Source organism: Mycolicibacterium aubagnense (assembly GCF_010730955.1).
Lineage (GTDB): Bacteria > Actinomycetota > Actinomycetes > Mycobacteriales > Mycobacteriaceae > Mycobacterium > Mycobacterium aubagnense.
In genome coordinates, this window is the sequence record NZ_AP022577.1 from 19,481 (window position 1) to 44,348 (window position 24,868).

A 24,868-nucleotide genomic window follows, 5' to 3' on the forward strand; every position below is an offset into this window, starting at 1 on the left:
CAGCCTGAGAGCAGTGGCGTTGTCCATCTGGACGGACGCGTAGCGAATTCGACTCTGATACTCAAAGCCGTTGCACACCATCATGTTTGTCCGTATCTCCGCAGGAGCGACCACTTGGGGGCATCGTGGCGCCATCGCGTGCTGATCGGGAGCGACGCACACTGTTTACCCCGTTCGTCTGTGCCCTAACTTGGGACTGCGTGCTCATCGGCGGGCTCTGCTCCGTCGATAATCGATTAACGCTGCACCCACGACCAGGGCCCACCGAACTGGAACCCATGTGACCTTGTGCCCTTTCGGCTTGGGGCGAAGGCACGGGATCAGTCGTGGCAGTGTCTACGCAGGCACCATGGTGGCAGGGGACGCCGCCGCCACGACGCTGCTCCTGAAACGTCGTTGAGCCCGAATCGACCGGCCTCGCTCGACCAGAACAACGACCGAGGCCGGTCACCCACGTCTGGTCGCCCGCGCGGCTGCCGAGCGCCCGGACGTCCTAAACGCGAGGGGCGCAGCAGAAGCGCGCTGGTCGAGATCGTCCAACAGACCTAGACGATGGGAAAAGAAGTTATGAGATCGTCGGTCGGCGAGGAACGAGTCATGTTGCAGCACAGCGAGGACGGGCGCCTTCTGGTGGCGGCTCTCGCAGTCATGGCGCTCACCGGGTGCGTCCTGATCGCATCGGAGACATGCCCGCTGGACTGCTCCCGCAGATCAGCGTGGACATGGGTGTATCCGGTGCCACGGCGGGTCAATTCGTCAGCGCGTATGCCCTGGGAACAGTGCTTGCGGCGATCCCGATCACCACTGCCACGCGTGGGGTGTCCCGCTAACCACTCGTCGTCTGCGCCTTGATGGGCATCCTGATCGCCAACATGGTTACCGCCCTTTCGCCGAAACATCGGGTTATCGCTAAGCGCAAGGATTTTCGCCGGTGCCTGCTTCGGATTGCTCTGGGGCAGGTTTGGCCGTCGGCACTCCATCTGGGGTCTAGGATCGGATCTACAGTCGGCTGGCAGTACTCCTTCGCGGCTTTGTCGGCGCTCGTACTCGTCGCAGTCGTACTCGTCGCCGCACTGGCGCCGAACGCGCCCGGCCAGGCCGCCGAATCCCGGCTCGCCGTCTCCATATGCCGCCCGACGTGATCATTACCTATTTGCAGACCGTTGGCGCACACGACGTAATGGGACTCAGCACATCGCAACCGTAGCGGCGCCCGCCTCGGTGGGCCTCCTCGATTAGAAGAACTGTTGTATTGCCAAGTAAGCGCATATATGGCAAGAAGCCCGTCGTTCCCTGCAGTGATCGGACATCAATGCAACAGTACGGACTAGCGATAGAATGCTGGCTGATCATGTTCGCGAAGACCTTGATCTGGAGTACCTCGAAATACCTTGGGACGCAGCCGACGTTTCGTCGCAGTTTGAGCTGAGCGACATGGAGAACGGGTATCGGACGCTACGCCGGCTCGATGGACATCCAGTTGCCGCGGCTCGCGATGCCACATTGAGCCAGCTGAGGCTGGTTCCGCTGTCCCACTACCTGGCGTTTGACTTGGCAACGCTGAAACGGGCGTTTCTGGCGCAAGACGGAGCTCCGCTGTTATCCCGTGGCTGCTATCAGACTCCGGTTCGATAGTGGCACTGGCTGCGCTGCCGGTCGATGACTTCGGCCAGGCTCTCGGCGCTCATACCGCACCCCGCCATGTGCTCGTCGTCCCGTCAGCCGTGGCGATCACGGTCACGCTGCGAACACTGGGAGTCGGACCGCTCCGGTCGTAGTCGCTGATCACGTCCGCGACGCGGCCCGGGCGCCGGTAGAACTCGTGGTCCGGTGAATCGACCGTGACCACGATGTTGACCGGAGTCGTGGAACCAAAGACTACCCGGCGTTGCGCACGCTGCGAGGCCGCCCCTTCGTCGGGAACGGCCTGCTCAATCGGGTTGTCGCTCACGGTCGAATCCACCTCACGTTCGCGCTGACCATCTGGGCGTCGATGCGTTTCCGAAGATCATCAGCGGTGTCCGCCAGCGCGTTCAGGAACGCCGCGTTATCAGAACCCTCGGCATCGTCGCGCTGCCGCAGCGCATACTCCTCCAACGCGTCACGAATCACGAACGCCTCATGCGAATCGGTGTGGCTGGTCCGGATGTCCAGCTCGACATGGAAAACCTCGCTCACAGGAGCCACCAGATCACGAGGCCGATCAGCGCCCACAGGCAGACCAGCACGATGGCCGGCGGCCACAGCGTGTCCACGAACCGCCGGCGCGGCGTGGTCATCAGGACCGCCCATTGGCGCGGCTGTAGCCGGTCCAATAGCCGTAGCCGAGCCTGTACTTCACTTCGGCACCGGTGGCGACGCAGCGATCGGCGTCGGCAATGAGGGACTCGCCGCCGAAGTCGGCGAGCGCGAGCCCGGACGCTGCGGTTTCGCGGCTCTTGGCGCCGAGTGCGTGGAGCGCGTCGAATACGCGCGCCTTGGCGGCGTAGTAGGCCCCGTGCGGGCCCTGGTCGGCATCGGTGGCGGCGGTCATCAGGTCACCGCCTCGAGGGCTCGGGTCCAACGCGCCCACCCGTTGCCCTGGATGGTCCAGCGTGGCTCATTGATGGCCCCACGGTTCATCTCGTCGCGGACCCGGCCGACGATGAATCCGGTGATGTAGGTGTCCACCTTGGCGCGCTCCACCATGTCATCCCAGTTGACGATCAAGGCGCGGGTGGCCAGCGTGATGCCGGCCGCCGCGTTATCGACCGGGTGGCAGGTCTGTTGCGGCTCCTGGTCGATCTTGAGCACCATGCCGTCGCTCAGGATGACGTCGCCGAGGCGCAGATCGTGGGTGGTGATCATCTCGGTTTTCATCGGGTTATCTCCATCGTGTGACACACATCTACGTTCAGGCATTGGCGCGTTCCCATTTTCCAGCCCAACGGGTTTCGAGATGGTCGACAGTTCGCCGGTTGCAGTCGTCGTCGCACCACGACTTATCTGACTCGTTACCGCAATCGCACGTGCCGAAGACTTCGCGCCGTTCCTGTGTCAGGCCGAGCGCACCGGCCAAGTACATGGCGAGAGCGTCCGGGTTGACGTCGCCACCAGACCCCATGAAGACGTTCCCTGATACGGGACGCACGAAGCCTCCCAGCTGCGCCAGGCCCATGCGCAATGCTTCCGCGATGTCGATCAGGTTGTCAGCCACGAGACACCGTGTCCTTCATTGCCTGGCGGATGTCCCGGACTACGAGATTCCTTCGCTTCGTGTTGGTTTCGAGCATCAGGTAGCCGTACGCTGACGCGATGCTGACGAGGCGCAGGTAGTCTTGCCGCGTGAGGGAATCAGGGGTGTAGTTGGCCCGCCAGATTACGGACCCACGCTCGCCATCCGAGAGAACTGGCAACGGCCACACACTGCCGTCGCTGATCTTGACGTGAGACTTCGCGTTATCAGCCACGAGACACCCCCGTGAGCTCTTCGCGTCGGTACCAGCGGAACGCATCGGGCAACCGCTTGGCGGCGTCGGGGTGGTCCGCATCGGCTTCGAGGTAATACGTGGGTCCGTTGCGGTCAGTGGTGGATACCTCCACTCGGTAGACCTTGCGCCCAGTTGATCCGATGCGCACCAGGTCATTTCGGCGAATCCGTCTGTTGTCGCCCATCAGTCACTCTCTATCACTCTGAAATGCCCAGTGCTCGCATGGTTTACGGTCAGGCCGCCCCGCTTCCAGTGACGGGTAACGGGTCTCGCGCAGGACAGGTGTGTCGGTTGATGCGTAGCCCCACGTGATGTCCGCCTGTGGTTCGCCGCCGTGGAACTCGCCGGACATGTCGGTGCAGCTGGAGATCGGAGCCAACTTCTCGTCGCGCTCGGCGTGATAGATGGCGTCGCGCTCTTCACAGCTGATCTTGTGCCAGCTCACGGCTCGACCACCTCGCCATCGCGGAACATGATCGGCCGAGTGAACGTCGTGGGAATCCGCTCGGCCTCCCAAGCGCGTCGTGCGGCTTCAATTGCGGGATCGCTCACGCCAGCTCCTCGGTGGTGAAGATCGGCGGGGCCTTAGGACGATTTCCGCTTCCTCAGGAGGTAGATGGCGCCGACGATGAGGAACACGACGACCACGCCGCCCACGCCGAGTGAACGCGCGATCATGCTTCCCCCGGTCCAGCTGAAGCCGCGGATTGCGCCGTGGATGATCTGCTCGATGAAACCGCCGCCAGAGTGGCCGCCACCGGTGTGGGTGTCAGTCGTGGTGTGGGAGGGCGACAGGGCGAACCCGTGGGTCATCATGACTGTCATCTGCAGGTGGGCGATCACGGTGTTCATCGGTGCCTCTCGGGTCGGATTGGAATCTCTAAAATAGAGAATAGGGCAAATGGTGGTTGTAACGCAACCTGGTTCATATTCCGGCCACGCGACGAGCATCGGTGTAGATCGCAGCGCGCTCAGTCGGACCGGGAACGGCATCAGCACCAGGACAGGCCAACACCGACTGCAGAGTGACGCCGGCGACCAGGAAGTCAGCAACGGCGCGGCGCAGGTGATCCGGCGACGTGACCAGCACTGCGCCAGCTGTGATGCCTGAATTCCTCAGTAGCGCAGCGGTGTTAATGGCGTTGGTTGCAGTTGCTGTTGACGTGCCTTCAATCAGGATGCGCCGGGGCGGTAGTCCAGCTTCGATCAACCAGTCACGCATCGCGGATGCTTCAGTGTGCCCGCCTCGAGGATTGCCACCGGAAACCACGACAGGCAGGTCTGGGTACGCCTGCGCTACTGAGAGGCCCTGACGTAGACGATCAACCAATCCGCTCCGCAGCGACCCATCGGGCTCGAGCCCAAAACCGAGGATCACCACCGCGGCACCAGGGACGATGCCGCTCGGGACTTGATCGGTGAGCGGAAAATTCAGCGCAGCGTCGACATTGGCGATGATCGCTACGACCTGCGCAGCGCGGTCACGGGGGAGTGCGTCGATCGCCGCCTGGGCTCCCGTGCGGTCGCCGGCGGCTGCACGCGTGAACGCTGCATCGGTGAGTGATGTAGGAGATGCGGCGGTTTGTGATGGCTCCGCCGTGGCTGTTCCGGAAGCAATCATTGCAGCTGTCACTGCTACCGCAGAGGTTCGGCTGGCGACTCGGATCATGCCGGCGCTCCTGCAGGTTCGAATAGTCTCAGCTGGTCAGGATGCACGACCGGCAGAACAGTCACGTTTTTGATCGCGTCGGGCGACCCAACCAGTTTCTGCGCGGCGTCGGTCAGTTCGACCAACAGCCACTGACGTTCAACGCGTTCGGCGAGCGTCGTGGTCGGCATCGCCCGGGCAGCTGCGGCACGTTCTGCGATTTCGTCGGCGACCATGGCGATCAACGGATCCCGCCCGCCATGGAGCTGTTTGATCGCCGCTGCGAGTTCTTCGACGACGGAGTACTCAGCGGCGTATATGCCACCACTGGCCGGGTGGGTGTCGAAAAAGTCGGCATAGCCGAATGGTTCGGCGGCCAGGGTGTGGCGTTCACTGATCAAGTCACCCAGGATCAGCGGTGTGCGGTTGGGGAGCCCCGGCGGCAGCTGCTTCCAGACGTCCGACGGATTCTGTGACCACCGTTCAACGACTAAGTGCGCGGCCTGGTCGATGTCTTCGCACTGTTCGGCAGCCGCGCGAGTGGCGTACTTGGCTTCGTTTTGGCCGGCGAACACCCTGGCGACGTCGTCGGCCACGCCTCGGCGAGCGCGCTGCTCGTCGCCACGCTCCCGCTTCAAGTATGCCTGCCAGCTCCGCTCGCCAATTGCCTCCAACGGTGTGTCGCATCGGCCGAAGTGCACCCCGTGCGCAAGCACGGCGTCGGTGTTGGCAAGGGACACAAAGAATTCGACAGATCCGGCCTCGGATCGACCGGAAAGCCGCGCGTACGCCTTGGCGATGCGTGTTGCCTCCGCTCTGCTGATTGTTTCCACTTCGCCTTCAGCGTCGCGATAGGTGATCGCGGAGGCGCGGTGGAGGCGCTCACCCTGGGCCTGTTCGGATTCCGTTGTCGAGGTAGCCGCGACGATCGAGGCGATTTCCTCGTCTGCCCAGAGTCGCCACTGTTCGTCGGTAGCCACGTCTTCACGGCACAGCCTCGTCTCGGCCACGAACAGATCGATGAGGTCTTGTCGTCGTGCGGCCCGATCGGCCTCGATTTCGACGATGTCGGCGGGGGAGAGCGGGAGCCCGCCGTCGAGACCGTCGCCGGCGGTGTGAGGTCCGACTCCGGAGTAGGCATGGCGCAAGTCGTCGAGCTCGCGCGGAGGTGCGTTTACCGGGGAGGTCACAGGGTGCAAGGGCGTGTAGCCGCGGTAGCGCACGTATTGCGCCCTGGCGGCCGGATGCACACCGCGCTCCCGAACAGCTGCGGTGGCCGATGCCTCTTGTTTACCGTTGCGCCGCATGGTTTCCCCTTGTCCGTTGCTTGACCGCGTCATCTGACGGTCCCCTGGTCGGTGTCGACGCTATTGGTGGGCACTGACACCGCGGCGAACGCGGCGTTAGGAGTAGTCCGGACCTGCATATGGCTTCACCGGCTTTCATGTCGCCGGAGTGATTTCTGCAGCAGTGCCTTTCACGGATGCTTTCGCCCGATTCTCGGCGCGTACAGCGCGACCACCGCGCGAGAAACCTGCGGAAGATGCCGTTGCAGAGACCAGAGCGTCTTCGTCAGCGACGAACGGATGGAACCAAACACCGGCACCACCGCGGCCTTTGACCGGGATGTCGGCGGCATCGGTTACTTTCCAGCCCTTCTCGGAAATCGACAGGATCGCCTCGCCAGGTGTTCCAGTGAGCGGCAGTGCCGCCAACACCGAATCCCCCGAATCGCCAGCTGTGAGCTTCACGCCGGACACTCCGTTGCCGGCAACACCCTGGGGGTTTATCGTCGACGGATCGATGCGCAGTACCTTCCCGCGGCGGGTGACCAGCGCCAGATGCGCTCCAGGGGCGATGACGCCGGAGCTGACTAGACCCGTGATGTCCGGGGCGACGGGAATGTCGCGTGTCTTGAACGGCAGCCCTTTGCCGTCGGTGAACTTGACCCGGCCGTCGGTCCACACCGCCCAGCCCACCCCGGACGAGATCAACTCGCCGTGGCTGTCGGAGAAAACGCCCCGGTCGTCAAGTCGCCAGGAGGAGTTGACTTTTCGCTCACGACCGCCGTCGTCATCTGTGCCGGAGAACACCGGAGTTGCGTCAGAATCCAAAGCTGTTCGGCGATCAAATTCAGCTGCGTCGAAGAGTTTTGCGGTCGACACCAGTTCGGTGTCGATCACAGCTCGACGTGCATCAGCTGAAGACAGCAGCTCATTGAGCTGTGCGAACTCTTCGTCGAGCTTCTGCGCCTCGGACTGCAATTCGACTACGTCAAGTCGAGTCAGCTTGCGCAGCTGCAGCGCAAGCACGTGATCGGCCTGCTCCGCATCTATGCTGAACCGCGCTTGCAGGCCCTCGCGAGCATCGTCGACTGTGTCGGAGCCGCGAATAACCGTGACCGCAGCATCGATGTCGAGGTGGATCGCCAGCAGGCCGGCTACCAGATGCCGGCGCGCAACCACCTTGTTCAGGCGATATTCACTGCGGCGCACAACAACCGAATCACGAAGAGACAGGAATGCGGAGATCAGCTCGCGGACCGACCACCAGCGCGGAACCCGGTCCCCATCGAGAGCCACCAAGCTCGCGGCGAATGTTGACTCCAACGGGGTAAGCGCCAGCAGCTGGTCGCGGACCTGTGCAGGGTCATGTCCGCGTTTGATGGTGACGACGATCCTCAGCCCGTTGCGGCGGTCGGTCAGATCGGACATGTCGACCACCCCTGGCAATTCGCCGCCTTCGACCAATGCCCGGATTCGGTCCTGCACAGTGGAACTGGCCACGCCGGGAGGAAGTTCAGTGATCACCACGTTCTTGCCGTCGACCGACAGCGTGCCGCGCACGGTGAATGCACCCCTGCCGGTGGTGACGTACTCGCGCAGCCCGTCCGAGCCGACCACCGTGGCGCCACAACCCCAGTCGGGGCCGGGCAGAAGCTCCATCAGCGCGTCATCGGACAGGTTCGGGTCAGCCAGCAGTGCGCGGCACGCCGCCATCACTTCACGCGGATTGTGCGCGGGCACCTTGGTGGCCCAGCCTTCGGCGATGCCGACGGCACCATTGCACAGTAGGACTGGAAACCGCGCCGGCAGAACGACGGGTTCAGTCCATTCTCCGTCGAAAGTGTCCACCATCGGCACCGCGTGACTATCGAGTTCGGCGGTCAGGGCAGCTCCCGGCGCGGATAGCCGCATCTCGGTGTACCGGTCGGCAGCTGGGATGTCGCCTTGGATTCGGGGGAAGGCGCCCTGTCCGTCAATGACTTTCACGCGCTGGAACTCGGCGGCCATCAGCGCCGCGGCGCCATACATTGACGCGCCGCCGTGCGGGTGCAGATTGCCGGTGACAGCCGAGCAGACTTTGGAGGACTTCTGTGGCTTGTTGCCGGGCAGCAATCGAGACGAGTGCATCTGGTATAGCAATCGACGCTGGCCCGGCTTGAGTCCGTCGAACGCGGAGGGGATGGCGCGGTCGCTGACGCTGTAGAGCGCGAACGTCAACTGGTACCGATTCCAGTAGTCTTCGGCGCTCTGGTTGAGTACCAGGTCCGGGTTCTGTTCGATGACGGTCACGAAGGCTCCTAGTCGAGGTCGAGTGTGGCGGTGTCGATGCGCGCAGCGGCGTCTGCCATCCAGCTACGTCGGCCTTCAGGTGGGCCACCGAACAAGGTGTGGTGCAGCGTGTTGGCTCCGTCGTCGGGGTGTACGCGAATCACGGTGCGCCGCTGCGGATCCAGCACGGTGTTCCAGAAGTCGTCGGCGTCCATCTCGCCGAGACCTTTGTTGCGCTGCACTTCAACTTTGCGGTTGGAGGATGCACGAAGGCGCGCCACAGCTGTGTCGCGTTCGGCCTCGTCTTGGCAGTAGACGCGCTGGGCGCCGTCTTTCACCACGAACAGGGGTGGGAGCGTCACGTAGACCATGCCAGCGGCGACCAGCGGGCGGTAGAAGTCCAGGAACATCGAGATGAGGCTGGAGTTGATGTTGCCGCCGTCGGGGTCGGCGTCGGAGGCGAAGAGGATTCGGTCGTAGCGGCACTGTTCCGGGTCGCAGTTGTCGCGTATCCCGCAGCCCAGGATGCGTTCGATCGCGTCGAACTCGTCTTTTCCCCGAGCCTTGGTGACAGTGAATCCGTAGACGTTGGGCGGCTTGCCTTTCAGCGGAAACGCCGCCTGGAAAGTCGCATCGCGCGCGGCTTTGATGGTGCCCAGCGCCGAATCACCCTCGCAGAGAAACAGTTCGGCGCCCGAGCCCCGTCCAGTCTCTTTACTGGGAAGCAGTTTGGCGGGCATCGACAGATTCGTGCCGAGGCCTTTGGCTTTCGCCGCAGCGCGCGATCGGGCTTTGGCGCCCTCAGCGCTGCGTCTCGCTCGGGCAGCTTCCAGAGCGAGCTTCGCCCACAGAGTCACAGTCTCGGTGTTGGCGGGGTTGGCTGCCCAGACGGTGACGCTACGTGCGACGTCTGGGGCCATCGCCAGGTTCAGCGACCGTGACGAGACGGTCGTTTTGGCCTGCGAATCCCATGACACATCGGGTGCGCGGGTGTCGACGGCCAGCGCTGTCACAGCGGCGAAATCTTGTGCCTCCGGGCCATCTTCACCTTTGGACAGTCCTAGATCGCGGATCCGGGACACCCGTTCAGCTAGCGCCTCGGAGAGCCCTTTCACAGCTGCGGTCAAGTGCGATCCACCGCCGGGCGTACGCACCGTGTTACAGAACGCGGCCACCGTGGTTGGCTCCGCTGGCCCGGCCGACAGCGACCAGCGGAACGGAGTAGCGCCGCGTCCGGTGGTGTATTCGCCGCGGCCCTCGACCGATGCCCGCACACCCGGCGTCGGTGCGCCGTTCGCGGTGCACATCAGGTCCAGAAGTGCATCGGTGCTCCATGGCCCGATGAATGGTTCCATCAGCTGAGCCGGGAGGTCTCCGAGGGGCCAGCCTTCGTTGGCCACAACCAATCGAACGCCTGGGGACATCCGCGCAGCGGCGTGCGCCCGCAACAGCACTTCACCGATGTCGATACCGGAGTCGGGCACCACGGTCGGATCGAACAGGATGCGCACCGTCGTTCCGTGGGAGTCGGGATGGCCGTTACCGGTGCCTTTGAGCTTCTGCGCGTCTGCGCGGGTGAAGTTTGCACGGGGATCGAAGGCTGTGCCCTCGAACACACCGGGGTACCCGGCGCCGAAGCTCTGCACGTAGGTCTTGCCTGCGCGCCACACAACGACGTCCGTGCGAAGCGAAATGAACACCGCTGCGGCCGCGCCGATTCCGTTCAACCCAGCTCCGGTGCCGGCAGCGTCGGCGTGCGCGGAGAACTTGCCGCCTGCCCGAGCAGTGCCGAGGGTCTTAACGATGCCGTTCTTGCCCGTAACGGGGTCGGAGTCGACGGGAAGACCGCGGCCGTCATCAGAGACGCTGACGGAACCGTCGGCATGCAGCGTGATGCCGACGGTTGATCCGCCGTGACTGGGATCGGCGACCTCTTCAATCGCGTTGTCCACCAGCTCGCGTAGCGCCGTGTTGAGTACGTCCTGACCCAGATTCACCGCTGGCCGCAATCGCGTGTGTTGGACATCGTCTAATTCAGTGATGTCAGCGGCGGTGTAGCTCACTGCTGGATCCTTTCGTTGGGCCAGAATCGTCAGTCCGTGCGCTGTGGCACCGCCAAGAGCGTCGGGACGGCTTCTGTTCGCTGACACTGTGCCCGCAGGTGGGTGATCGTGGCGGTTCGCTCTCGCCGACACGCCGACGGCCCGCGCGTGGTTTCAGGCCTCCGCGAACGACAGTGCCCCGCAATCTGATTGATTGCGGGGCACTGAGGCTGCACCTAGTGCGAGCTGTTGCCCGAATGCGCCGACGCCGACGAACCGTGCTCGGACGGTTTGGGGCCGTCAGCAGCACGATGCTGGCCACCGGTCGACGACTGACTGTCGGTCGAATGCTGGTTGCCGTTCGATGCGGCCTTGCCCGTCGCTCTAGTGGTTGAAGCGCCGGATTCGGTTCCGGACTTGCCCACCGTGTTCGTGGTCGAGATGGTCCCGGTCTCAGCCTTGCCCGCCGAACGTGTGTTTGACGTGCTGGATCCGGTTTCGGTCTTGCTGGGGGACTTCGCCGTTACAGCGCTGGAGCCGGTTTCGGTTTTCGCCGTTTCGCCGGCGACCGAAGCGGTGTGCTCAGCCGTGCCGGTGCTTGGAGTGCTGGTCGCGGTCTCGGGTTTCGGAGTCGAGGCGGCATCGGTGCTGTTCGCGGGTTCAGCCACGTGGACCGAGGTCGCAGTTCCAGCGGGGGGTCCCTCAGTGCTGCTCTTATCAGCGGTCTTCGGCGTCGTCGAGGTTTTCGCCTCCCGAGTGGCGGAGGCGGTCCCAGCTTCGTTGGCCGTCTCAGTCGCAGCGGCCGACTGTACGTTCGGCCCTGGAAGCGTGGCCGCTGCTGCCGGCCGCACCGCAGCGGCACCGGTGACGGCATTGGCGAAGTCGATTGCGCTGGCAAGACTGTGCAGCACGGTTGCGGTCGTACCAGCGGCCACATTGACTGCGGTGATGATGGTTCCGGCGGCCGCGTAGGGGAGGTTGTAGACCAGCGACGGCAGACCCGCTGCGCGCATCATCCCGCTTCCGGCCCCCGCCAGCCCGTTCGCAAGGTCACCGAACACGGCCGCAGCTGTGGTGGTCAACGACGCAGCGGCTGTCACCGGCATGGACAACAGACTCCGAGCCGTGTTCGTGATGGTCGCGGTTGTGGTGAATCCGGCGCCGGCGAGAACAGCCAAGGCAGTGGCGTAGTTCTGCGGTGTAAGCGGACCTGATGCGATCGTGTTGAGCGCAGCTGCGATGGCACCGGTCGACGTACCGCTACCGAGCCAGGTCCCGATCACCGATGAGGCGCCATTGGCCGCGGCAGTCACGGTCGTGTCCAATGCCGTGACCGCTGTACTGGTCAGTCCGGAGATTCCGTCGAGGCTCGCGACGATCGGTGCGCTCACGATGGACTGGACCGCCGTGATTACGCCCGCGACCAGATCACTGCCGGTCGCAGAGGCCGCGGTACCGATCACCGTGTTGGCTGTGGTTACCGCGTTCTTGATGAGGTTGTCGACCCCGGTGACGAGGTTTCCGACGATCTGCACCGAGCCGACGGTTACGGCGCCGACGCCCTGGACCGCCTTCTGCAGTGCGAGCCCGGCGATTCCGATAGGCGCATCGATCAAACCGATGTATGCGGCCATGTTCAACGGATTGTTGACGACGTTGGCAATGGCGTTCAACGCGGTGCTGACTGAACCGGTGACAACCGATGTCAGGAGGTTGGTGAGATCGCCAGAGGTGACGATGGCCGTGCTTCTGATCTGGCCGATTGTCGTGTTGAGTTGAGCCATACCGCTGTTGGCTGATGTCGCCAGGGCCGACAACAAAGCGCCGAGCGGGGTGCGTGAGCCTCCAGCCGCGGCGACAAGGCCGGACCACACGGTTGCGTTCACCGCGGCGGTCGCAGCAAGGGCCCCACCGAGGGTGTTATCAGCTGTGGTGGCGATGCCGTTCACCGTTGACGATGCCAGCTGCATGGCGCCACCAAGGTTGTTGACCAAAGCGGCGATGTCCGACTGGCTGATTCCAGTGAGACGGACTGTCGGCGTCGCGATGTGCGGTGTTGGCAACAGGTGATGCTGTTCGGCGAGCGGTAATGGCGCCACGACGACAGCGGCAGCCGCTGCCGCCGCCACACTAGTGCGGAGCAAAGGGTTGAGTGTGCGATTCACGTGAGTCTCCGGGGTGTAGGGAATGGTTTGTCCGTGCGCGGAGTAGTGCTGGAAAACGCGCGGAACGCTAGACGGGCCCTTGCCCCTGAGACGACGACGGCGCGGCTGGTCAGGCGGCTCCGGATGGACTCAATTCTCGGGCTGCCTTCACGATTCGGAGTACGGAACTGGGGGAGACGCCCAAGGCTTCGGCGATCGTGCGACTCGACGCTCCCGACGCCGCGTGCTCGAGCACTGCTCGCACGGTTTCGGCCGGAGCTGTTGTGCGGCCGGCACCGATGAGTTGATCGGCCAACGCCGCGTGTTCGGAGTGCGCGACCTCAACTAGCCGCGGAGTCCGCAGCGACGGATCGGTGTCGGCATCGCTGGGCCAAACACCTCGCTCCCGGGCGGCGCGCTCTGAACTGGCGGCGGCAGCCTGACGCAGTGGTGCGTCGCGACGCTGCGGCCACTGCGTCACAGGCTGCGTCAGGTGCACCGCGGTGGCGGCATCGTGACGCGGTGGTGCACCTGGCGCATCAGCTGCGTCGGGTTGAGTCACGGATTGCGCTGCCCGTGCGTCGCCGTTGCGGGCATGGCTGTTGCTTGCGTCAGGGGCTGCGTCAGGGTGCGTCACTGCTGGTCCAGGCTGCGTCACCATCTGCCCAGGCCGCGTCACAGATGGACCATCGTGGCGCAGAAGTGCGTCGGCAGCGCTGATCTGCGTCGCTGCCTTCGTCATGACCGTCTCGCCGCGATTCCGTAACGTCGCGGCCGGTTCTGTGTCCGGCACCGTCTGCGTCAGGGTGGAATCGGCGCGGTGCAGCAGCGCGTCACCTCGATGCATCTCTGCGGCTGGGTGCGTCATCGGTTGCGTCACGGCTCCGACCTCGATGCGCGTCAGGGCGACCAAGCCGAGGGTGCACACGGCAACCAGCCCGTCGAGGATCAGCGGGAACAGTGCCGCGTCGAAGCGCGCGTAGCCGTAGCTGACCGCAAGCTCGCGCAGCGCGTCGAAGCTGAGGCGGAACGCAGCGGTGGCCAGGACGACGATCGCGACCAGGAACGCCCAATAGGTCATCCCGCGCGCGGCGATGTGCGACCACAGCCCCAGCAGGTGGGTCAGGCCCAGCAGCGCGACGGGCGCGAGCGCGGCGGCGACGATCGGTCCGATGGCGCTGACGCCGGCATGCATGGACACAGCGCGAGTGATGTTGCCTGACACGCTCGCCGTGGTGGCAAACGCCAACAACGACCACAGGAGCCGCCGTACCCGGCGGTGCGTCTGATCGGGGGTCACCACAAGCCTTTCCGGCCTCCCGCTGTGTGCGGTGGCCGGAAAGAGGAAAGCAGATTTTGCAGCAGACCGGTGGTGCGCGGCTCGGTATGTGCGCCGCTGCTCGCCGCGACGCAATACTCACATTCGCGGGCCGAATATCGGCGCTACAGAACAGCATCCAGCGCACGCCGGATGCCGTGTAGGTCCACGATGCGTGGTATGTGCCTAACGCGCGTGCGTACGGGCACATACTGCGAGGATCCCCTCGCGCTACGAATTGCGCCACAGAAACCGCTACGAGCTGCGCTACAGGACGCGCTACAACCCGCAATACTGATCGCGCTACAAGATCCAATACCGTGCCGGATTCGCGATTTCGGCAACTTTCACGTTGTGTCGTAAGTCGCGAGCGCTGACCAGATTTCGATCCCACGCTGCTTCGGCTAGCGGTGAAGGACGTGACAGACGTTGACACCGCGTCGGTTTGGCGACGAACGCGAAGTCCTCTACAAGTCACCCCGTACGGCGGACACGTCTGGTGGCGTGCTTGGGGCACGACGCGCAATCCGGTCCCGCACGGGGTTTCAAGCGGTCACGGGTCGACCGGGGCCAATCGCGAGCGGGACGCGGACAGGTGTGGATCGTGTGCGAGCTCGGTGATTGGCGGACATTGAGAATCGCCTTGCGGGGATCGATCAATCACTCACCGCGGTGATGCACGGATTCCCCTGGTGCCGGCACAGGGGAGAGTGGCCGCCTCAGCTGATCTGCGCGAACCAGGTGGACCACCGGTGAGCTGGTGAAGCACCGTGGCGCTGATCAGTCGGTGGTTCAGCGTGGAGTGGTTCCTTCGCACGAATCACTGAATCGGGTGCGTCAGGTGGGGTCAGCTGCGTCGTGATGCAGCGTGAATCAGGTGCGTCAGGGATCTCGGTGCGTCATGGTGCGTCACCGGATCAGGTGCGTCACGGTGCATCACGTGATTCGGTGACGCATCGCGGGTCTGCGTCAACTGCGTCATTGGACGCGTCGCAGTGGTGTGCCACCCGCGTCAACCGCTTACGCACCAAGTTGTCGGACCCCTTAGATATTCTCTATTTTAGAGAATACGACGAGGGGAGCTCACATGACCGCCACTGCCACCGCGCCGCACAATGCACTCGAAACTGTCACCCTGATTCAGGTCAACGCGGCGGGAAACAACAACAAGTTCTACGAGCTGTCGAAAATGCCTGACGGTTCTACGCTCGCCCGCTGGGGTCGCATCGGTGCCTCGAACGCGCAGACTCGGACCTACCCGGGACATAGCAGCTTCGACAACAAATTGGACGAGAAGTTGCGTAAGGGGTACTCGGTGTTCGACGGGGGCCGGTCGACGCAGACCGCTGTCAGCTCCGTGTCATCGTCGGGTCAGCTGCCGGATTTGGTGGGCGCCGGCCTGTTTGGAGCAAGGCGCTCCGCTGCTGCCCGCGGGCTGGTTGCGCACCTGGTGAAGGCCAACCGGCATGCCATCGGCGCTGCGACCGGCGGTCGCATCACCGTCTCCGATTCCGGTGCTGTTACTACGGCGTTGGGGCCCGTCTCCGCGGCACAGATCGGCCAGGCGCGCTCCGCGCTCACTACCCTGCGCACCGGCTACGACCGGTGGGCTGTTGAAAAGTACCTGACGCTGATCCCTCAGCAGATCACCAACGTTCGCGCCACTGACTGGGTTACGCGAACGTGGTGCCGCGAGCAGGACGACCTGCTCGACGCGCTTGAATCAGCGATTACGTTGGCCGCCGCCAGCAATGACCGCGCCGCCGCGGCGATCGCGTTCCGTCACACCATGACCGAGATTGATTCATCGGCGTCCGAGTTCACGCGCATCGCCGCGAAGTTCAACGACTCGCGCAACGCGATGCACGCCGCCAATCGGTTGGACCTGCGCCGGGTGTGGGCGCTTGTAGACGCTGACGAACCCGGTTGGAGTAAGCGCAAATCGGCGCTCAAGCACAGTCGCGAGCTGTGGCACGGAACGTCCACCGGCAACGTGCTGTCGATCCTGCGCACCGGCCTCATCTGCCCGTCAGTAGGTGCTGGGGCATTCAACATCACCGGTCGCATGTTTGGTGACGGCGTCTACTTTTCCGATCAGTCCACCAAGAGCCTCAACTATGCAATCGGCAGTGCGCCTGGGCAGTTGGGCCGCAGCGCGAGTACAGGCAACTCGATGATGTTCCTGGCCGATGTGGTGATGGGTCGGGAGTGCCGTTCGGAGGCGACGATGGGCTGCGCGGCTCTTGTGAGTCGCGCGCACACGGGTTCCGACACTAAGGGCAGGTCCTACGACTCGATTTTCGTTCGCGGCGGTCACTGCGGCGTCCGCAACAACGAAATGATTGTGTGGAAGGCAGATCAGATCAAGCTCACGTACCTGTGTGAATTCGCGTGATGAAGGGGGCAAGACCTCTACGAACTCCGGATGGTCGTGTCAGAGGCCGAGTTTGGCTCGGATCTCCGCGGTGAGCGCACATTCCGGAACCCGGCAACGACACCCTTCCTCCTAAGGCTCTGTGTTCAGATCGTCTGAGATGCGCAATGTTGTGCACGGCTGCAAGGTTTTACGTGCCGTCGATCCCGCAGCCGGTGCACAACAGCACCTGTCCGTCCAGAATCCATTCGGTGTCCGTATGGCCGGCGCTGCATTCTTCTGGGGTGTGCGGCCATTGCCGCCCCGGGATGCGGGCCACGCGGCGGCCGGGCACCACGTACGCGCCTTGGTGGTGTGCTGGTTGACGCGGATCCCAGTGCCCGCCAATCTCGGAAAGGTCGGGGATCTGGCTGTCGTCGTATCGCTCGCTCATAGGCGCACATGGTCACCGAACAGGTCGGCGTATCTCGACTGCGGCGCGTGGGAAGGACGTGACACCGAAGTGTCGGTGTGCGAACGGGTGCGTTTATGAGCGCCTAACTCTCGGTCCACACCTTGAAGTCCGGCCCCCATTTTGGAGACTCTTGGCGGATCAGGTGGATCACCGACCAGATCGGCTGGGCTTGGCTGCCCTGGTCGTCACCACCGCCGCTGTCGTAGTGGCCACTGGCCGAAATGCCGACCAAAGTCGGCCCGCTGCTGTACCAGGGGCAGCCCGAGTCGCCCGGCAGGGTGACGACATCGGCGAACAGGGTTTCGTTGGTCGGGTCGTTCCCATTGGTGTAGTGCGTCTTGGTGATGCGGCCGGTTGTTTTCCCTGACCGGGCGCCGAACTTGGTCACCGAGTCCCCGGTATGTGCGTCGGCGATGCCGGTGAAGAACGGCTCGATCGAGAACTCGCGGTAGATCAGGATGAGCGTGTATCCCCGGGGTCGTATGCCGTCGAGCGAGTCGCTGTCCGGTTTGTGCGACACCACGGTGCCGATTTCAGTGCCATTGCTGGAGTAGACCGTCTGGTCGACGTCGTCGGCGCAGTGGCCGGCGCTGACCGCCAAGCGGTCGTGGTTGGCGTTGAACCCGAAGAACCCGAGGGAGCAGCGGTGTTTTCCGATGTTGATTTCCATGCCTGCGCTGAGCGAGCCGGAAGCGTGCGCTGTCGGCGCTCCGGCGCCCAGAAGCGCAACCGTGGTTGTTGCCATGAGCGCGATCGTTCGTCGCATGATTGAGTTCCCCTCTGGACCCTCCCCGGCCCGGCTGCTGATCGTGTCAGATCTGCGGTGAGCTTGCCCTGCTCGGCTCGCCAATTCCGATCCAAGCTTCGTCTGCACCCTGTTGCTATACCAACTATAGTTGGCGTATTCTAACTTTAGTTGGAGTGAAAGGTGGGTGCGATGCAGCTACACAAGCCGTTCGCCACGGTGACACCCACCCTGGACGGTGACGTCCTATTGGTCCTGGCCGGGGCGGATACGACATTCACGATCAGCCAGATCAACCGCATGCTGCCCGACGTGTCCGGTGAAGGGATTCGCAAAGTTCTGGGCAGGCTTACCGCCCAAGGGATTGTTCTGCACGCCGAGGTCGGCCGCACCGGCACTTACCGGTTCAACCACGAGCACATGGCAGCCGAACCCATCCGGGCGCTGGCACGGACAGTCGATCGTTTCCTCGACCGCCTCGAAGCCCTCCTGAAGACGTGGCAGGAGCCCGCCGCCTACGCCGCTGTGTTCGGGTCGGCGATGACCGGACAAATGCGCCTCGATAGCGACATCGACCTGTTCCTGGTTCGTGCCTCGGCGGCCGAACGCACTGATGTTCAACAGGATGGGGACCTGTGGGAGCAGCAAGTCACCGAACTCGCCCGGGCGGTCACCGCCTGGACCGGTAACGACGCCCGCGTCGTGGAGTACACCGAAGAGGACCTTCGCGCCGCTGCCGCCGCTGGCGAGCCGTTGCTGAACGAAGTGGTTCGCCGGGGCAAGACAGTCGCGGGGATGAAATCGTGGCTGATGCGGCTGCTGCAGGAATCAAACCGCGCTAACCGACGCAGGGTGTGGTCCTGATGGCGCGCACGAATCCGCGCACAACCCCATCGACTCCGGCGGTGGTCAAAGGGCGGCTGGCCAACGCGATCGAGTTCCTCGAGGCAGCCGAGAAGGTACTGGAACACAACGAGGCCGCGACCAGCGCGTCTGGCGTCCTATTCGTCGATGCCGGGATCGCTGCTTCCGATGTGATCTGCTGTGTCCGGCTGGGCGAATATTCGACGGGCAGTGAGCATCAGCACGCGGTTGCACTGCTGACGAAGGTGGAACCGAGCTTCGGGAAAGATCTGAGCATGCTGCTGAAGGTGAAGAACAAGGTGAACTACACCCACGCGGCGTTGTCCGCCTCGGAGTGCAAGCAGATGCACCGCGCCGCCACCCATCTGGTGGAAGCGGCCAAGGCGGCTGGGGCCTCGGCAAGCTGACGGCTCGGTGTGTCCGGCCGGCGGCCACTTTGGGACTACTTTGCCTGCGGCGGCCCCAGATTCGGTGCGCGGCGGATCGTCGCCCACAGATGCTCGCCGGGGCGCTGCTGCTTGACTTCGAAGCCGTACCGGCCATACCAGCCCGCCAGCCGGGTAGCACTTTCCTCGGTGCGGTCGCCGGGCATGATCTTGCCGACGATCGCCAGGCCATAATGGTCGGCGCTGCGGCACAGATGCTCCAGCGCAGCGGTACCAGACCCTTGCGGCCGCGGCGGCCAGCCACCGCGACCTGTCATGCCGTTGACGACGATGTCGTGCAGCTCTAGCGTGTCGGATTTCGCGAACGAGACGGTGAAGGTGCGCACCGGGAAGCGTGGCACGCTGTAGTCCGGCAGCAGATCGTTGTAATGGAAGAATCTTCGGTCGAACGGTGCGGACCCACCCCGAGCAAGTTCGGCGGGTACGGCGCCGACATCGACCTCCGGAATGGGCCGAGCGCACGCCGGCAGGTGATGGATCAGCTTGCGGGCCCGCTCGTTGTCAGGTTCGAGGTCCAGGCAGGCCGCCAGCTGGCGGGTCAGCTCGGTCTCCAGGGACCGGTCGCCGGCGTGCGCTTGTATCCGCGCTTCGAACACGCTGTCGCGTATGGCTTTCAGATGTTCGCGCAGTTCGCCACTGATGTCGCCGGTGACGTACGCGTCCAGGGTCGATTCGACGCTATCGCTCAGCAGTCCCCATTGCCCGGGGATCGAGCCGACCGCAGCTTCGGCGATGCCATCGAAGGCGCGTTGGAACTGCTGATTGGCCGCGTTGAACCTCTGCGCCGCTCGGCGGTATGCGCGTTCACGCCACCATCGCCTCGCCGGCATCGCACGACCCGCAGCGCGCACCTCATCCCACGCGGCTTCCAGTTCGGCGACAGCTTCGTCGGCGGTAGGCACTCGCGCGTGAACAGCGTGCGCATCGACCGCGTCGCCCAATGAGGCGTCCAGATCATCCAGGTCATCGAAAAATTCCCCCACGCACTCCATGATCGGGCAGAAAACCGAAGCACGGTTGTGTCGCACGGCGTGGCGCACAGCCCGGTGCCGCAGATGATGCTGATCGTCGTGCTCGTGCTGCTGCTCGTGCTCGTGCTGCTGCTCGTGATCGCGATGCTCGTCGTGGTGATGCTGCTGTTCGTGCTCGTGATGTCGGCCGGTTTGTGCAATCGTTCTCGTGTAGACCCCGGCCGGTCGGCCAGCCGGGTTGGTCGGTAACGGCCGACGGTGGCCGATGACCGGCGGCGTTCGGGGAAGACGGCCGCCGCTAAGTGAAGTCAACTCGCGAGATTAACTTCATTTTGCAGCGCTGGATTCCGTTATCCATGGCGGAAGTAAGGTCGCGGTCAGGATGCTCCTGCGGAGTGGCCAGTGTCTTAGAGCGCGAGCGGGATTCGAGTCCCGTCGGGGCGCTTGACCATGACCTCCAGCTCGCCGCCGGTGGCCTCGACGTACTTGCGCAAGGTGGAGATCTGCGCGGCGGCGATCTGACCGTGCTCCATCTGTGAAACTCGGTTCTGGCCTACGCCGATGATCGCGGCGAGGGACTTCTGTGTGTAGCCGGCATCTTCACGGAGCTGGCGGAGGCGGTACTCGGCGGCTTCACGCTCCATGTCGGCGGCGCCGCGCTCGATGCGTTCGCGACGATCTGCGGGCAGACCGGCCAGCAGCTTATCGAGTGTGCTCATCGTTTCTTCCCTTTCTGTTGCTTCTTCTGCTTCTGTTCGGTTATCCGTTCCAGATGTTGGTCGAAGAGGTCATCGGCTGCCGGAACGTTGTCCTGATACCACTTGTTCCAGTCGCCGGTCTTGTCGCCGGCGACCAGAGTGATCGCGTGCGACTGGAGGTCGAACGCAAACAAGATGCGCAACTGTCGGCTTCCGCCGGGGCTGCGTGGCCGCAACTCCTTCATGTTCTGGTGCCGCGAATGGTGGATGCGATCCACGAACGGTCGACCCGCGGTGGGGCCATTGTTGGCCAGATACTCCAACGCCGTAAGGACGCTGTCTTGGGCGGCTTCGTCGAGGCCGCTGATCCAGTCATCGATAAGGGTCGTGTCCACCTCCCACCGTCGCATCGGCACATGACGAGAATATCACTCAGCACTGATACTAGCTAGGACTGATAAACGATCGCTCTCAAGGATCTGGCAGCGCCTGTGATGCGCAACTCTAGCTGCGGATATTGCGCAAATACGTCGCCCGAGCGGCTATTTGTGTATGAGCGGGATGACGACCGGCGCGGCACGTTAAGCGACTGGCCCCGGCGCGAAGCTGCAAGCTCGAGTCGCGGGTGCTGGCGGCTGAATCTGCCTCAGCTGGTAGGGCGAATTCGCCCCTACGAGCGTGAAGACACTCGGCCGGCCGGGCTGACTCGCCACTGCACACCCCACCAGGTCCCAGGATCGAACGCCGAAGCATCGGTCGACGCGGTGATTTCCTCCTGCCCGGTGAAGACCAGCCCGTACCCGGGAACGGCAGCAACAGACCACGCGGTGGGGTAGGACGCGACGTAGTCGGGGATATCTTCAATCTGTGGGTCCAGGCCGACCCAGAATCGGCTGACCTGTCCGATCAACGTCCGCCTCACAGTGGGGTACCCGTCGCGGGCGATCAAGGTGTTCAACGCATCGCGGGTGTGCAGGTCCCCGTCGTAATGCACACGCAGGAACTCGGTGGCGCCGCGGTCAGGATCATCGAGGTGGATCAGCGCAGGTGTACCCATGTCTGCACTGTGGCATCGGCGCCGGCGTTCTTCGACGCGAAGCGATGCGCCACGCCGAGAGACGCGGTTAGGCCGGCGCACCCGTAAATTACGAGGCATGGGGAAAATGGGAAAGGCCACAGTTCATTTCGCTGACAACACTGAGAGCATGACGTTCGACGAGGTCGAGATCCTCGATTCCGGGGCGCTGCGGGCCAGCAACTACATGGTGTTCAAGCACGACAACAGCCGGTGGGGGCTGGGCGAGACACTCGCCGTGTATTACCCAGCGCACGCCTGGAGCAGGATCGAATCGCTCGAACCGAAGGTGTACACGCTGTGGGTATCCGATCAGATCGAAGGCGACGGGCCGCTCTGGGAGACAGTTGAGACGTGCGTGTCAGCGAAAGAGGCAGAGGCGCTGGCGTTGTCGCACATACGGCGCATGCTCAACACCGACGACGACGCAGCTGCGGTGCAGCAGGCGTTCGACGAAGGACTGTCCTACAGGGCCGACGACGGCGATAAGACGTTGCGCTTTTTCTTGGCTCGGCTGCCGGAAGTGGCGCAACCCGCCGGGTGATCTCCGCGGGGGTTCTTCTCCGCGTTCGTTGTCTCGTCCCGTGTTGGCGCCTACATGGGCCGGGTGTGGCGGACTAGCTGTGCTATTCCACGACATTGGTTACGCGCGAACTGAATTCAGGAGGAGGTACCAAAGTTGATGACTAACAACCCCGAGAAAGATCGGCGCGGTGCACCAGCGCCCAATCCCCGAGCGCGAACCGGCAGTTTGCAGTTCTCCATGGTGAGGGAGGTTGCTCCGCAGACTCCACCAGTGGCAGACGATCTGACCGAGGATCGGCAACGCCGTGATCTTGCGGCGAAGCAGGCAGCGGACGAGCTGTCGGCACTCGCACAGGATGCGCCGGTCACGCGGTGAACCCCGCGGCCGTTGCACAGGGGAGAACTTTCACCTCGGAAGCGTTGTACAGGCACTCTTTCCGCCACTCGTCTGTACCCGCCGCGGCCACGTCGGTGGCGATGTCGCCGAATTCGACTTCGGCGAACGCGGCGAACGTGGTGACAGACTCGGGGACGGGCCACACCTCGTGCCCTCTGCCACGCTCACGTTCGACGTCAGCACAGCCAGCGGCGTGGATTCGCGCCTGGTAGGCCTGGCCGGACAGATTGGTCGAGACGAATTTCGGGGCCACGATGCATCTCCTCAGGTAGCGGCTTGCTGTGCGGAGTGTGCCCAGCCGAGGCCCGGTCTACCGCGCGCGGCTCGGTTGTCTGGGGCCCAGCCGCAGCGCGGGCCGCGGCGTAGGCGAGCGAGATCAGCCGTCCAGTTGTTTTTCGCGCAGTCGCGATCGCTGAGCCTCGGCGTGCCAGCCTGGCACTCAGCGGTGAGAATGCGCCGCCGAGTACCGTCGGACACGATATCTGATGTTTATCTGATATCGGGTGTAGGCTGTTGTACATGCACGCCACCGCTACCTTCACCGACTTCTTGCGGAAGCCGAAAGACGTTGTGGCCAAGGTGGTCGAAGGCGCCGTGCGCATCACCCGCCGCGACGCCGAGGATCTGATCCTGATGCGTGCCGGCGACTTGGATCGACAGCACGAGGGCATCGCCCTGGCCAGCCGCATCATGCGGGCCGCCGCGCGCCACCCCGGTGACATGGCGGCCGCCACCCATGACGTGTTCGGCTGGGTGGGAGCGCTGAGCGCCGACGAGCAGGGTGAATTCGCCCGCGAGATTGACGGTCTGGTGTGGAGTGCTGCCGAACTCGGCGAGTACACCCAGCTGCTTCGGAGCGTCCGCAGCTGGGCAGGCACCGCCGAGGCGTACGCGGCGGGCATCCCTCGCGGAGGCGAGAGCGACCTGACCTGGCTCGACGACGCCGCTCCCGTCGCCGTCGAGCGGCCCTGACAAGGCGCTGGCGTCTTGGCCCGCCACGACCCCGTCCCTCGACCGCTCAAGAAGGTCGAGTTCGAGATCCGCTTCGCCACACGCGAGGCAGAGAAAGGCTGGACGGACGCGAAGGCGACAGCGCGCAACACGCTCGTGGACGCGTGGGACTTCCTGACGCGCACCCCGCTGGAGCAAGGCGACCGGTGCTACCCACTGAGCGGCGACTTGCGGCGGCTGAACCGTGGCGGGGTCTCCTTCGATCGCTGGCAGTACAAAATCACCGACGGCGGGCGCATCTGGTACCACGTGCAGGTGGAGCGGGTCGGCGGGGTGGTCTACCTGGAGCGAGTGGAGACCGGACACCCGAACGAGACGGACAGCAAGAAGAACTTCCGCTAACCCATCGACTGTGCGCAACGATCCGCAGTGTGCAGCGGGCGTCCAAGGGTTTAGCCCCTGCGGCTAAAGCGTCCTAACTTTCCTAACCAGGCGTTGTCACGTCCCTTTGCGGCCGCCTACCAGCGGCGATAGGGTCGACCAGTCACCGCGAGGCCGGCCACGTCGACGGAATTCCAGCGGGTTTCGGACGGGAATCGTGGACCGGTCATAGTCACTCACTGAAAATCAGCGGTAACCGACGAGAATTCTGATTCCCGCAGCGGATCGGGTAAAAGCACTGCTCAGCGTGTTTTCGGCCCTTTCGCGACGGTGGGAGCGGGACTGACATGCAACTTCGAAGCCCGCCACCAGCGGTGATCAGGGCCGATCACGTGTGCGCAGCTGTTCGTCCCACTGCGCGAAAGAGCGCGCCCCGATCGCTGGGTTCTGGACCAGCGCCAAACACTGGCCTCCACACGAGAACTGCTAGCGGAACGCAGGTGGGGCGAGATGGCGCGGTACGAGGAGCAATGGAGCGACGTCCCGGTGGAGCAATACAACTCGTTTCCGCTGCAGGTGCAGAGCGAGATCCGAGCCAAGCTGGAGCTGATTCTCGACGACCCGCACGGCAACGGCAGCTACGACAAGGACACGGACCAATGGACCGCGGTCTTCGGTTCAAGAGGCACCGGATTGATCGTGTACGTCGTCTCCGACGTGTTCGTCAGGGTCACGTTTCTTCGGTTTGTTCTGCTGTAGGGCTGGACAGCGCTCGACGCCAGTCCTCACGAGCACTCCAGACACGGCGTAT

General features: G+C 63.9%; 33 protein-coding genes. 11 read left to right on the plus strand and 22 right to left on the minus strand.

From position 1 onward, the window contains the following. Window positions 1–686 precede the first annotated feature (686 nt). The 3 genes from G6N59_RS00100 (at window position 687) to G6N59_RS31770 (ending at window position 1,635) form a co-directional block, all read left to right on the plus strand. Window positions 687–830, plus strand: coding sequence for an MFS transporter (locus tag G6N59_RS00100; RefSeq protein WP_138230246.1), 144 nt, complete (start codon window positions 687–689; stop codon window positions 828–830). 21 nt (window positions 831–851) lie between these two features. After that, window positions 852–1,142: a hypothetical protein gene (locus G6N59_RS00105; RefSeq protein WP_138230247.1), complete on the plus strand. Its 291-nt coding sequence runs from the start codon at window positions 852–854 to the stop codon at window positions 1,140–1,142. Window positions 1,143–1,338: 196 nt separating this feature from the next. Continuing rightward, window positions 1,339–1,635, plus strand: a complete 297-nt coding sequence (locus tag G6N59_RS31770; RefSeq protein ID WP_138230248.1) for an Imm61 family immunity protein — start codon at window positions 1,339–1,341, stop codon at window positions 1,633–1,635. A 49-nt stretch (window positions 1,636–1,684) separates the two neighbouring features. Here the strand turns inward: G6N59_RS31770 and G6N59_RS00115 are convergent, their stop codons facing one another. The 15 genes from G6N59_RS00115 to G6N59_RS00185 all read right to left on the minus strand — a co-directional run bounded on the left by G6N59_RS00115 (window position 1,685) and on the right by G6N59_RS00185 (window position 14,158). Continuing rightward, window positions 1,685–1,951: a hypothetical protein gene (locus tag G6N59_RS00115; RefSeq protein WP_138230249.1), complete on the minus strand. Its 267-nt coding sequence runs from the start codon at window positions 1,949–1,951 to the stop codon at window positions 1,685–1,687. Further along, a complete protein-coding gene (locus tag G6N59_RS00120; protein WP_138230250.1) occupies window positions 1,948–2,178 on the minus strand; it encodes a hypothetical protein in 231 nt (76 codons plus the stop codon). The genes G6N59_RS00115 and G6N59_RS00120 overlap by 4 nt, the downstream gene beginning before the upstream one ends. A gap of 100 nt (window positions 2,179–2,278) precedes the next feature. Further along, window positions 2,279–2,533, minus strand: coding sequence for a hypothetical protein (locus G6N59_RS00125; RefSeq protein WP_138230251.1), 255 nt, complete (start codon window positions 2,531–2,533; stop codon window positions 2,279–2,281). Beyond that, window positions 2,533–2,859, minus strand: coding sequence for a hypothetical protein (locus G6N59_RS00130; protein WP_138230252.1), 327 nt, complete (start codon window positions 2,857–2,859; stop codon window positions 2,533–2,535). The genes G6N59_RS00125 and G6N59_RS00130 overlap by 1 nt, the downstream gene beginning before the upstream one ends. Window positions 2,860–2,893: 34 nt before the next feature. Next, the gene (locus tag G6N59_RS00135; protein ID WP_138230253.1) at window positions 2,894–3,196 is read right to left on the minus strand and encodes a hypothetical protein; all 303 of its coding nucleotides are present in this window, start codon (window positions 3,194–3,196) and stop codon (window positions 2,894–2,896) included. Beyond that, window positions 3,189–3,449 (minus strand): hypothetical protein, encoded by a 261-nt coding sequence (locus G6N59_RS00140; RefSeq protein ID WP_138230254.1) that lies wholly within the window; start codon window positions 3,447–3,449, stop codon window positions 3,189–3,191. Before G6N59_RS00140 ends, G6N59_RS00135 begins: the two co-directional genes overlap by 8 nt. Beyond that, window positions 3,442–3,654 carry a hypothetical protein gene (locus tag G6N59_RS00145; protein WP_138230255.1) on the minus strand — a complete coding sequence of 71 codons (213 nt, stop codon included), beginning with the start codon at window positions 3,652–3,654 and terminating at the stop codon, window positions 3,442–3,444. Before G6N59_RS00145 ends, G6N59_RS00140 begins: the two co-directional genes overlap by 8 nt. A gap of 3 nt (window positions 3,655–3,657) precedes the next feature. Next, complete coding sequence (locus tag G6N59_RS00150; RefSeq protein ID WP_138230256.1) at window positions 3,658–3,915, minus strand: hypothetical protein; 258 nt, start codon at window positions 3,913–3,915, stop codon at window positions 3,658–3,660. Window positions 3,916–4,055: 140 nt separating this feature from the next. Then, the gene (locus G6N59_RS00155; protein WP_138230257.1) at window positions 4,056–4,322 is read right to left on the minus strand and encodes a hypothetical protein; all 267 of its coding nucleotides are present in this window, start codon (window positions 4,320–4,322) and stop codon (window positions 4,056–4,058) included. A gap of 73 nt (window positions 4,323–4,395) precedes the next feature. Further along, window positions 4,396–5,139: a YdcF family protein gene (locus G6N59_RS00160; protein WP_138230258.1), complete on the minus strand. Its 744-nt coding sequence runs from the start codon at window positions 5,137–5,139 to the stop codon at window positions 4,396–4,398. Then, entirely contained in the window at window positions 5,136–6,425 is a 1,290-nt protein-coding gene (locus G6N59_RS00165) for a hypothetical protein (protein WP_163910757.1), read from the minus strand. The genes G6N59_RS00160 and G6N59_RS00165 overlap by 4 nt, the downstream gene beginning before the upstream one ends. Before the next feature lie 135 nt (window positions 6,426–6,560). Then, on the minus strand, window positions 6,561–8,693 hold the full coding sequence (locus G6N59_RS00170; protein ID WP_138230260.1) for a DNA gyrase subunit A: 2,133 nt from the start codon (window positions 8,691–8,693) through the stop codon (window positions 6,561–6,563). Window positions 8,694–8,701: 8 nt separating this feature from the next. Next, window positions 8,702–10,735, minus strand: a complete 2,034-nt coding sequence (locus G6N59_RS00175; protein ID WP_138230261.1) for a toprim domain-containing protein — start codon at window positions 10,733–10,735, stop codon at window positions 8,702–8,704. A 215-nt stretch (window positions 10,736–10,950) separates the two neighbouring features. Then, window positions 10,951–12,858 (minus strand): beta strand repeat-containing protein, encoded by a 1,908-nt coding sequence (locus G6N59_RS00180; RefSeq protein WP_138230262.1) that lies wholly within the window; start codon window positions 12,856–12,858, stop codon window positions 10,951–10,953. Between the two features lie 130 nt (window positions 12,859–12,988). Next, complete coding sequence (locus tag G6N59_RS00185) at window positions 12,989–14,158, minus strand: helix-turn-helix domain-containing protein (protein WP_138230263.1); 1,170 nt, start codon at window positions 14,156–14,158, stop codon at window positions 12,989–12,991. Window positions 14,159–15,263: 1,105 nt separating this feature from the next. Between G6N59_RS00185 and G6N59_RS00190 the strand changes: the two genes are divergently transcribed. Then, window positions 15,264–16,571 carry a WGR domain-containing protein gene (locus G6N59_RS00190; protein WP_138230264.1) on the plus strand — a complete coding sequence of 436 codons (1,308 nt, stop codon included), beginning with the start codon at window positions 15,264–15,266 and terminating at the stop codon, window positions 16,569–16,571. A 169-nt stretch (window positions 16,572–16,740) separates the two neighbouring features. Here G6N59_RS00190 and G6N59_RS00195 read toward each other — a convergent pair whose 3' ends face one another. Both G6N59_RS00195 and G6N59_RS00200 read right to left on the minus strand, forming a co-directional pair. Further along, a complete protein-coding gene (locus G6N59_RS00195) occupies window positions 16,741–16,983 on the minus strand; it encodes a hypothetical protein (RefSeq protein WP_138230265.1) in 243 nt (80 codons plus the stop codon). A gap of 103 nt (window positions 16,984–17,086) precedes the next feature. Beyond that, window positions 17,087–17,749, minus strand: a complete 663-nt coding sequence (locus G6N59_RS00200) for a chymotrypsin family serine protease (protein WP_138230266.1) — start codon at window positions 17,747–17,749, stop codon at window positions 17,087–17,089. A gap of 192 nt (window positions 17,750–17,941) precedes the next feature. Here G6N59_RS00200 and G6N59_RS00205 point away from each other — a divergent pair, with 192 nt between their 5' ends. Next, on the plus strand, window positions 17,942–18,613 hold the full coding sequence (locus tag G6N59_RS00205; protein ID WP_138230267.1) for a nucleotidyltransferase domain-containing protein: 672 nt from the start codon (window positions 17,942–17,944) through the stop codon (window positions 18,611–18,613). Beyond that, a complete protein-coding gene (locus G6N59_RS00210; RefSeq protein WP_138230299.1) occupies window positions 18,613–19,020 on the plus strand; it encodes a hypothetical protein in 408 nt (135 codons plus the stop codon). Before G6N59_RS00205 ends, G6N59_RS00210 begins: the two co-directional genes overlap by 1 nt. A gap of 35 nt (window positions 19,021–19,055) precedes the next feature. On the opposite strand, the gene G6N59_RS00215 is transcribed toward G6N59_RS00210, so the two are convergent. Beyond that, window positions 19,056–20,042 carry a hypothetical protein gene (locus G6N59_RS00215; protein ID WP_138230268.1) on the minus strand — a complete coding sequence of 329 codons (987 nt, stop codon included), beginning with the start codon at window positions 20,040–20,042 and terminating at the stop codon, window positions 19,056–19,058. 48 nt (window positions 20,043–20,090) lie between these two features. On the opposite strand from G6N59_RS00215, the gene G6N59_RS00220 reads away from it, so the two are divergent. Further along, the gene (locus tag G6N59_RS00220; RefSeq protein ID WP_138230269.1) at window positions 20,091–20,279 is read left to right on the plus strand and encodes a hypothetical protein; all 189 of its coding nucleotides are present in this window, start codon (window positions 20,091–20,093) and stop codon (window positions 20,277–20,279) included. Between the two features lie 158 nt (window positions 20,280–20,437). Here G6N59_RS00220 and G6N59_RS00225 read toward each other — a convergent pair whose 3' ends face one another. From G6N59_RS00225 to G6N59_RS00235, 3 genes are all read right to left on the minus strand, one after another. After that, complete coding sequence (locus G6N59_RS00225; protein WP_138230270.1) at window positions 20,438–20,749, minus strand: type II toxin-antitoxin system RelB family anti-toxin; 312 nt, start codon at window positions 20,747–20,749, stop codon at window positions 20,438–20,440. After that, window positions 20,746–21,123 carry a type II toxin-antitoxin system RelE/ParE family toxin gene (locus tag G6N59_RS00230; protein ID WP_234884197.1) on the minus strand — a complete coding sequence of 126 codons (378 nt, stop codon included), beginning with the start codon at window positions 21,121–21,123 and terminating at the stop codon, window positions 20,746–20,748. The genes G6N59_RS00225 and G6N59_RS00230 overlap by 4 nt, the downstream gene beginning before the upstream one ends. Window positions 21,124–21,398: 275 nt before the next feature. After that, the gene (locus G6N59_RS00235; protein WP_138230271.1) at window positions 21,399–21,785 is read right to left on the minus strand and encodes a hypothetical protein; all 387 of its coding nucleotides are present in this window, start codon (window positions 21,783–21,785) and stop codon (window positions 21,399–21,401) included. 148 nt (window positions 21,786–21,933) lie between these two features. Here G6N59_RS00235 and G6N59_RS00240 point away from each other — a divergent pair, with 148 nt between their 5' ends. Further along, window positions 21,934–22,347, plus strand: a complete 414-nt coding sequence (locus G6N59_RS00240; RefSeq protein ID WP_138230272.1) for a hypothetical protein — start codon at window positions 21,934–21,936, stop codon at window positions 22,345–22,347. A gap of 346 nt (window positions 22,348–22,693) precedes the next feature. Here G6N59_RS00240 and G6N59_RS00245 read toward each other — a convergent pair whose 3' ends face one another. After that, complete coding sequence (locus G6N59_RS00245; RefSeq protein WP_138230273.1) at window positions 22,694–22,978, minus strand: hypothetical protein; 285 nt, start codon at window positions 22,976–22,978, stop codon at window positions 22,694–22,696. Between the two features lie 266 nt (window positions 22,979–23,244). Here G6N59_RS00245 and G6N59_RS00250 point away from each other — a divergent pair, with 266 nt between their 5' ends. The 3 genes from G6N59_RS00250 to G6N59_RS00260 all read left to right on the plus strand — a co-directional run bounded on the left by G6N59_RS00250 (window position 23,245) and on the right by G6N59_RS00260 (window position 24,816). Beyond that, window positions 23,245–23,697 carry a type II toxin-antitoxin system Phd/YefM family antitoxin gene (locus G6N59_RS00250; protein ID WP_138230274.1) on the plus strand — a complete coding sequence of 151 codons (453 nt, stop codon included), beginning with the start codon at window positions 23,245–23,247 and terminating at the stop codon, window positions 23,695–23,697. A 15-nt stretch (window positions 23,698–23,712) separates the two neighbouring features. Further along, window positions 23,713–24,078, plus strand: coding sequence for a hypothetical protein (locus tag G6N59_RS00255; protein ID WP_138230275.1), 366 nt, complete (start codon window positions 23,713–23,715; stop codon window positions 24,076–24,078). A 489-nt stretch (window positions 24,079–24,567) separates the two neighbouring features. Further along, window positions 24,568–24,816 carry a hypothetical protein gene (locus G6N59_RS00260; RefSeq protein WP_138230276.1) on the plus strand — a complete coding sequence of 83 codons (249 nt, stop codon included), beginning with the start codon at window positions 24,568–24,570 and terminating at the stop codon, window positions 24,814–24,816. Window positions 24,817–24,868: the final 52 nt, after the last annotated feature.